This is a genomic window from Desulfobacter postgatei 2ac9 (genome assembly GCF_000233695.2).
Lineage (GTDB): Bacteria > Desulfobacterota > Desulfobacteria > Desulfobacterales > Desulfobacteraceae > Desulfobacter > Desulfobacter postgatei.
Window position 1 is genome coordinate 2,037,681 of record NZ_CM001488.1, and the last position, 6,622, is coordinate 2,044,302.

Sequence of the window (6,622 nt, forward strand, 5' to 3'; positions counted from 1 at the left end):
TGTTAAGTGCCATACGTCTCAGATTTTGTTTTTGCTTGTTCAACCATCAGAAGAACTCTTTTTAGCTCTTCACCATTACCTTTTCCTTTTTCAATCCCTTCGTCCAAAATATCCTTTGCAAGATCGAGATATTTTTCTTTAGATTTTTTTGTTTTCAAACTCTCAGCTTTTTCAATGTAACCTACTGCAATATTATAATATAATTTCGTATTAAATTCGATTGATGTTTTCTGAATCACATTGGATATTTCATCGAATACCTCAAAGGAAATTAGCGCTGATTGTTCTTTCTTGATCTCTTCAAATCGTTCTAATAAAAGATTCATCCGAGATTCGGCAGTATCTCGCTTCTTGCTTGAAAGGGCTATGTCTATTGAATCCCTAATTATTTGGAGATTTCTGATCAATGCTGCCCGATGGAAATTCGACCTGGCGAGTTTCGAATTTATTTTTCTATCTTCATCAGGGTGAAGCCGATTATTAAAAACATAGCGAGCAAGATCATCGAAAGATTTTTGGTCGTTCATGGTTTTTCTAATATTTACGAAAATGGCGAGCCCTATTATCATTGCGACAATGATTCCTATCCCAATTCCCCCAACCCTTTCAGAAAGCCATGTAAAAGACGATACAATGATCCCTATTATGATGAGCCAACTGATTAATGTGGCCTCTGCCTTTTTCATTCTTGTTTTTCCTTTATGCACTTAAAGACAGGGGTGAGGTGCACGCGGAACGATAACCCGGAAATACAAGCCCTGCTTTTTCGCATCCCGCTCCACCCCGTGGTTAAGTGACCTTTCCACTATTTTCCAATAATTCATCGTGTAAAGCATCAATTTCTTTTCGCAAAGCTTCAACAAAAATTTTTGATATTTTAGAATTTGATGATGCTTTGTACTTCCCTGAGTTCCATACAGCGGCTTCTCGCTCAGCTTGTAATAGCTGAGCTTTTTTTTGCTCAATTATTTTTATAATCTCTTTTTTAGGTCTATTCATGAGGACCACCCTGCAATTATAAAGAAAAGGTCAGTTTTTTTGTTGCACTTAACAAGTTGATCTGTGGTTTCCGTTTATCTCCCGCATTCACTTATCTAACGGGATAACATCCAAAAAGTAAGAATAACCAGATCTGCATCAATGTTAAAAAAACAATGATGGAATCATTAACATCATTTGGAAAGGCTTGCAAATTTTTTTCTTTAATTTGCCACATAGTTCACCAAGCACTTATGGTATGATTATGGGATGTAACCCTTGCCAGTAAAGGCGTTGGCTATTTTTATTGTTGGTGACCTGGATCGAAAATCAGGAAGGTTAAATTAAAGGCCTGAGGTGAAGACTACCCTTCGGCCAGGCTCCGTTTTCGACCGGACAACTTCCCCAGACTTTCCTGTTAGGCATGCAAAAATCATCAACATATTACCGCTGGAGGACCTTGAGCTGAAATGATTGAGCTAACAAAGTACGAACGAATGAATAAAGCATTACATGCTCCAGACTGGACAGCTAAAGCCGATTTGGAATTTTTACCCTTCGGGGAAGCCATGAAAATTTTATCTTCGGTGTTATCAAGGTTTTGTGGTAGATTACGACAGCTTCAAACGTGATGCCTTGAAGCTGAAATCCTTATGACTTCTGCAACGTTGGGGTTAATCATCCATTTTAAGGATGGTTTTCGCCAGTTTAAATAGGAATTAAATAAGGCAGATGAATATTGAATTACAGGAAATACGCAGCTTTCTGGCAAACAACCATCCATTTGACCTATTGTCGGAAAAAACGTTGTCCGACTTGTCGGAAAAGCTACAGATACGCAATTTTTCCAGAAATTCCGAGATACCCGATACCGGAACCCTGTTTGATCACCTTTACCTGATCCGTACCGGAAAGGTGGAACTTAATACGGCAGAGGGTGAGCTGCAGGCCCGCCTCGGTGAAAATGATATGTTTGGATATCGTTCATCCCACGTCGGTAGCCGGGACAAGCTTAAAGCATTTGCCATGGAGGAGACCTTGGTATATCAGCTCTGCGCTGCTGATCTATACAGGATTTGCGATCAAAATGCCCAGCTCAACTGTTTCTTTGACACCTCCGATGAAGTGCAAAGTAGACGGCAGCGTGAAGCCATAAGCCTGTTCAGTCAAAGTGATCAGACCCAGCTCAATTTGATGCTTACACCGGTCATGGAACTGTTAAGCCGCAACCTGGTCAAAGTGCCGGTTACAGCCACCATACAGGAGACTGCCCAGGTAATGAGCCAAAATCGTGTCTCTTCAATCCTTATATACCACGAACCAGAACGCCGCGAACAAAAACTGATCGGGATTGTTACCGACCGTGACCTGCGCAATCGGGTTATTGCCAAGGGGCTGGACCTTAACGACAGGGTAAGTGAAATCATGACCGAGAACCCGGCTACGATTAACAGCAGCGATTTTGCTTTTAAGGCCCAACTTCAAATGGCCCGCTACAACGTCCATCATATTCCGGTGATGGCCAACAACCGCCTGGCGGGCATGATTACCACCACTGATCTCACCAGGCGACAGCACACCTGCCCTACGGTCGATATTGTTGGTGATATCTACAAACACACTGATATTGACAGCATAAAGGAGGTAACGGCAAAGATTCCCGAGCTGCTGATCAATCTGGTTGATAGCGGGGCAACAGCCATGAGCGTAGGGCGCCTGATTACGTCTATCACAGATGCCGTCACTATTCGCCTGCTTCAGTTGGCCGAAAAAAGATTGGGGCCTGCTCCCGTGGCCTACGCCTGGGTCGCCGCAGGCTCCCAGGCGCGAGAGGAACAGATTGCCAAGACGGATCAGGATAATATGCTGATCCTGGCGGATGATTACATTCCAAGAGAGCATAGCAAATACTTCCGTCTGCTGGCCAGACATGTCTGTGATGGACTCAACGACTGTGGTTACATCTACTGCCCCGGAGACATGATGGCGACCAACTATGATTGGCGCCAACCCCTGACAGTCTGGAAAAAAAATTTCAACCAGTGGATTGACCGGCCTGAGCCCGAAGCCCTGATGCTGACCAGTGTTTTTTTTGATTTACGTTGCATATACGGCAACCACAGCCTGTTTCAAGACCTGCGAGATCATGTGCTAGGCAAGACCCGCGACAATCATATCTTCCTGGCCCATATGACAAGGAACGCGCTTTCCAGCCAACCACCGTTGGGGTTTTTCCGTAATTTTATATTAATCAAAGGAGGAGAACACGACCATACATTTGATATCAAGCTCAACGGCATTGTCCCTATTGTGGATTTTGTCCGTGTCTACGCCCTTGCCCAGTGCAGTAGCGCAATCAATACCCTGGATCGCATTGATTTGATGGAAAGCAGCAACGCTATCTCTATCGAAAGTGCCGGGGATCTGCATGATGCGCTTGAATTTATAAGCAATCTGCGCATTCAGCACCAGGCAAGACAGGTCAAAGCCGGCAAGGAAATGGACAACTTTGTATCACCGGACAACCTTTCGCACGTTGATCGCAACCGCCTTAAAGAAGCATTCCTGGTGATTCGTAACATGCAGTCAGTGATGAAGTATCGATACCAACGGTAGACCAGGAATCATGTCAATCTGGAAATATCTGTTCAGCCTTGACATGGGTTTGGGCGGTAATGGAACAGAAAACCGGGTTAAGGATTAAATAGCACGGCTTATAATGCACTGTTTGTATAGACTTTAATTTTTAAAAACGATTGGGGCGGCTCATGCCGGTGTGTTGGTTAACGGAATGCTGCCGGTGCTCGGAACTATTGCCGCATACTTCATTTTCAGTCAGAAAATATCGTATTTCAAGTATCTGGCCATTATACTGATTTTTGTTTCAAATGCTATGATGGCAGGGGGTGATGTGGTGCGTCCTGAAATGTTGGGAGGATTGTTGATGCTGGTGGGAGCTTGATCACGGCTGGATATTTTTGGAAGAGAACTTGAACGGGATGGAACTGCTTGGTATCGCTGGTTGTACGACAGGATTGCTTATATATGGTCTGGGGGCTGCGGATTCTCTGAGGTTGTTATTGAGGGCAATAAGGTCCGGTAGGAGTTAGTGATCAGTCCCTAAGTTAATTCATATTCACCCCATACAGATTTTGATCAAGTGACTGCTCCCCTCCTGAATCAAAGATTCAGAAGGGGCTTCTAACCTTGGAAAGGTTACCGCAAGGTCCGGAAAGGCGTTAAAAAAAGAATTCGACGTCATATGCAGGATTTGAATTGCTCAACTGCCAGGGACTACATTTCAATTATAGCAGCGAATAAAGATCACGACAGCATTTACCGGAATAGTTCAATCGAGCAGGGAATGCCCCCCTCATATGCCGGTACACAATTTAAATACGGAATAGAAGAAATTGCCATGAAAGAAACAAACAACGGATGGTCGCAGGAAGCATATATAAAGGCCTGCAGGTTCGCTGCTGAAAGACATAAGGGGCAATTGGTCCCTGGTACTGAATGGTCATATTTAGCACACCTCAGTATGGTCAGTATGGAAATCATGGCCGCTTTAAATCATGAAACCGGTATGGATGGAAATTTTGCCGTTCAAGCTGCCATCCTCCATGATACCATTGAGGATACAGATACCACTTATGAGGAACTGCTATCAGAGTTCGGACAGCATGTTGCAGATGGCATTCTTGCCCTGACCAAAGATAAAAAAATTGAAAAACAACATCAAATGTCAGACAGCTTGAGACGGATAAAACTCCAATCCAAAGAAATCTGGATGGTCAAAATGGCTGACAGGATAACCAACCTCCAGCCCCCACCACCCTATTGGACAACAGAGAAAAGGAAAAAATATCTGGGCCAGGCTAAATTGATCTTGGGTGAATTAAGATTTGGCAGCGACTTTTTGTCTAAGCGATTGAATGACAAGATTAATGCGTATCAGTGCTATATTTGACAATGCGTGGATTAAATATGAAAAATCTGAGGTTAATTTATCCTCGTAATGATATTACATTGAAGAGACTTTGATCAAAAGGATAATAAAATATGCCCCTATTTAGAATCGATTATGACAAATGTGACAAGGATGGGCTTTGTGCGCTTGACTGCCCTGCAAAAATTATTGAAATGAAAAATGAAGGCCCGTTTCTTATAGAGGAGGCCGAAGAATTATGCATCCAGTGTGGACATTGTGTTGCCATATGCACCAAAGGCGCGTTTCACCTTGAAACGATCTCACCGGAAGACTGCCTACCCATTCAAAAGGATTTAATTCTAACATCAGCACAGGCTGAACATTTTTTAAGATCCAGGCGATCCATCAGGGTGTATAAAAAACAACCTGTGCCAAAAGATCTGTTTGAAAAGGCCCTTTCAATTGCATGCTGCGCACCGACGGCAAGTAACAAGCAACCAGTTAAGTGGTTGGTGTTTGACAAAGAAGAGGATGTTAAAGACATTGCCTCTCAGGTCATAGACTGGATGAATTTCGTCCTGAAGAAGCATCCTGAGAAAGCTTTAATAATGAATTTTGATAGAGTAATCAAACAATGGAATCTGGGTGTTGACAGAATATGCAGGGATGCACCTCAGCTCGTCTTTGCCTATGCATCCAATGAATTCGGAAGTGCTTCGGCCGACTGTCATACCGCCCTTGCTTACCTTGAACTTGCCTTACCGGCATTTGGTCTGGGAAGTTGCTGGGCTGGTTATGTCAATTATGCCGCTGCTCAGTGGCCGGGTCTATCAGAAAAACTGGGGCTGCCTGACAATCATACTTGTCACGGAGCGCTCATGGTTGGAATACCAAAAATAAAATATGCCAGGGCACCTAAAAGAAATGAGCCCGATATTACTTATTTTGCAGGCTAACAGTACTGATTTTCATTAAATTGCAGCGGATGTTCTTGTCCGCCTTAATTGTCAACGATAAATTTACATTCCATAATCTTCACCATAAAAACGCTGAAAATTTTTGTTAAATTTTATCCAATTATAGTTGTGCTGTTTTTGTTCACGGATGTAAATTTTCGATGCTTCTTTTTCTTTGGCGGATTTGAGTTTTTTCACCGGTTCAAATTTATACGGCTTTTCAATTGTATAACCGCCTTTGGATGGTTCAAATTCCCCTAAAATTTTCAATCGTTCATCATTGCCCCATCGCAGGCTTTCAGGCTTTCGTCTATAAGAGCGTGCATCAAACGACAAAATATCCTCAGCTTGTCCTGTTCCGTGATGTGCCAAACGGCATTGGGACAATTTGCGTAAATTGTTTTGGGAGAGTGGTCCAGGTTGGCTAAAACAGGGCTGCCTGCATGTGTTTGTGTTTCGTTGTGTTCCGGTGTTTCTATTACCGGGCTGTCCTGTGTCTCTTCCATTGTTCATATCTCCTTTTTGAGGGTGTTCAAGGATAATGCCGTTTTTGGCAATTCGCATACCGGTTGAGCGCGGACTCGCAAATTGATGGATTGATGATCAACAAATATGATGGACGAATTGTGCGTATCGGTCGTGTTTTTTAGGATATGAGCAGGAAGGCGTGAAGCAAAAATTGAGATGTATTCAATTTTAACCGTATAATTTTTCTGCTTTCAGTAAAGTCCTCGTCAGATACTGTGCTTTTCTTCGC

At 43.2% G+C, this 6,622-nt stretch carries 8 protein-coding genes; 4 read left to right on the forward strand and 4 right to left on the reverse strand.

The features are described 5' to 3' along the window. Window positions 1–2: 2 nt before the first annotated feature. Window positions 3–686, reverse strand: coding sequence for a hypothetical protein (locus DESPODRAFT_RS09310; protein WP_004073080.1), 684 nt, complete (start codon window positions 684–686; stop codon window positions 3–5). 103 nt (window positions 687–789) lie between these two features. Beyond that, a complete protein-coding gene (locus DESPODRAFT_RS09315) occupies window positions 790–999 on the reverse strand; it encodes a hypothetical protein (RefSeq protein WP_004073082.1) in 210 nt (69 codons plus the stop codon). A gap of 711 nt (window positions 1,000–1,710) precedes the next feature. Between DESPODRAFT_RS09315 and DESPODRAFT_RS09320 the strand changes: the two genes are divergently transcribed. The 4 genes from DESPODRAFT_RS09320 (at window position 1,711) to DESPODRAFT_RS09330 (ending at window position 5,865) form a co-directional block, all read left to right on the forward strand. After that, window positions 1,711–3,594, forward strand: a complete 1,884-nt coding sequence (locus DESPODRAFT_RS09320; RefSeq protein WP_004073084.1) for a DUF294 nucleotidyltransferase-like domain-containing protein — start codon at window positions 1,711–1,713, stop codon at window positions 3,592–3,594. Window positions 3,595–3,769: 175 nt separating this feature from the next. Then, a complete protein-coding gene (locus DESPODRAFT_RS19985; RefSeq protein ID WP_157488457.1) occupies window positions 3,770–3,940 on the forward strand; it encodes a hypothetical protein in 171 nt (56 codons plus the stop codon). A 300-nt stretch (window positions 3,941–4,240) separates the two neighbouring features. Further along, window positions 4,241–4,948 (forward strand): HD domain-containing protein, encoded by a 708-nt coding sequence (locus DESPODRAFT_RS09325; protein WP_004073086.1) that lies wholly within the window; start codon window positions 4,241–4,243, stop codon window positions 4,946–4,948. 92 nt (window positions 4,949–5,040) lie between these two features. Then, entirely contained in the window at window positions 5,041–5,865 is an 825-nt protein-coding gene (locus tag DESPODRAFT_RS09330) for a nitroreductase family protein (protein WP_004073089.1), read from the forward strand. A 63-nt stretch (window positions 5,866–5,928) separates the two neighbouring features. Here DESPODRAFT_RS09330 and DESPODRAFT_RS09335 read toward each other — a convergent pair whose 3' ends face one another. Both DESPODRAFT_RS09335 and DESPODRAFT_RS09340 read right to left on the reverse strand, forming a co-directional pair. Continuing rightward, window positions 5,929–6,135, reverse strand: coding sequence for a hypothetical protein (locus DESPODRAFT_RS09335; protein WP_004073091.1), 207 nt, complete (start codon window positions 6,133–6,135; stop codon window positions 5,929–5,931). Beyond that, a complete protein-coding gene (locus tag DESPODRAFT_RS09340) occupies window positions 6,132–6,371 on the reverse strand; it encodes a hypothetical protein (protein WP_004073092.1) in 240 nt (79 codons plus the stop codon). The genes DESPODRAFT_RS09335 and DESPODRAFT_RS09340 overlap by 4 nt, the downstream gene beginning before the upstream one ends. Window positions 6,372–6,622 lie beyond the last annotated feature (251 nt).

What these genes read in the sequence shown, in the direction of transcription:
- DESPODRAFT_RS09310 (WP_004073080.1), bottom strand. Translation starts at nt 686, where the DNA reads ATGAAAAAGGCAGAGGCCACATTAATCAGTTGGCTCATCATAATAGGG.
- DESPODRAFT_RS09315 (WP_004073082.1), bottom strand. Translation starts at nt 999, where the DNA reads ATGAATAGACCTAAAAAAGAGATTATAAAAATAATTGAGCAAAAAAAA.
- DESPODRAFT_RS09320 (WP_004073084.1), top strand. Translation starts at nt 1,711, where the DNA reads ATGAATATTGAATTACAGGAAATACGCAGCTTTCTGGCAAACAACCAT.
- DESPODRAFT_RS19985 (WP_157488457.1), top strand. Translation starts at nt 3,770, where the DNA reads ATGCTGCCGGTGCTCGGAACTATTGCCGCATACTTCATTTTCAGTCAG.
- DESPODRAFT_RS09325 (WP_004073086.1), top strand. Translation starts at nt 4,241, where the DNA reads ATGCAGGATTTGAATTGCTCAACTGCCAGGGACTACATTTCAATTATA.
- DESPODRAFT_RS09330 (WP_004073089.1), top strand. Translation starts at nt 5,041, where the DNA reads ATGCCCCTATTTAGAATCGATTATGACAAATGTGACAAGGATGGGCTT.
- DESPODRAFT_RS09340 (WP_004073092.1), bottom strand. Translation starts at nt 6,371, where the DNA reads ATGGAAGAGACACAGGACAGCCCGGTAATAGAAACACCGGAACACAAC.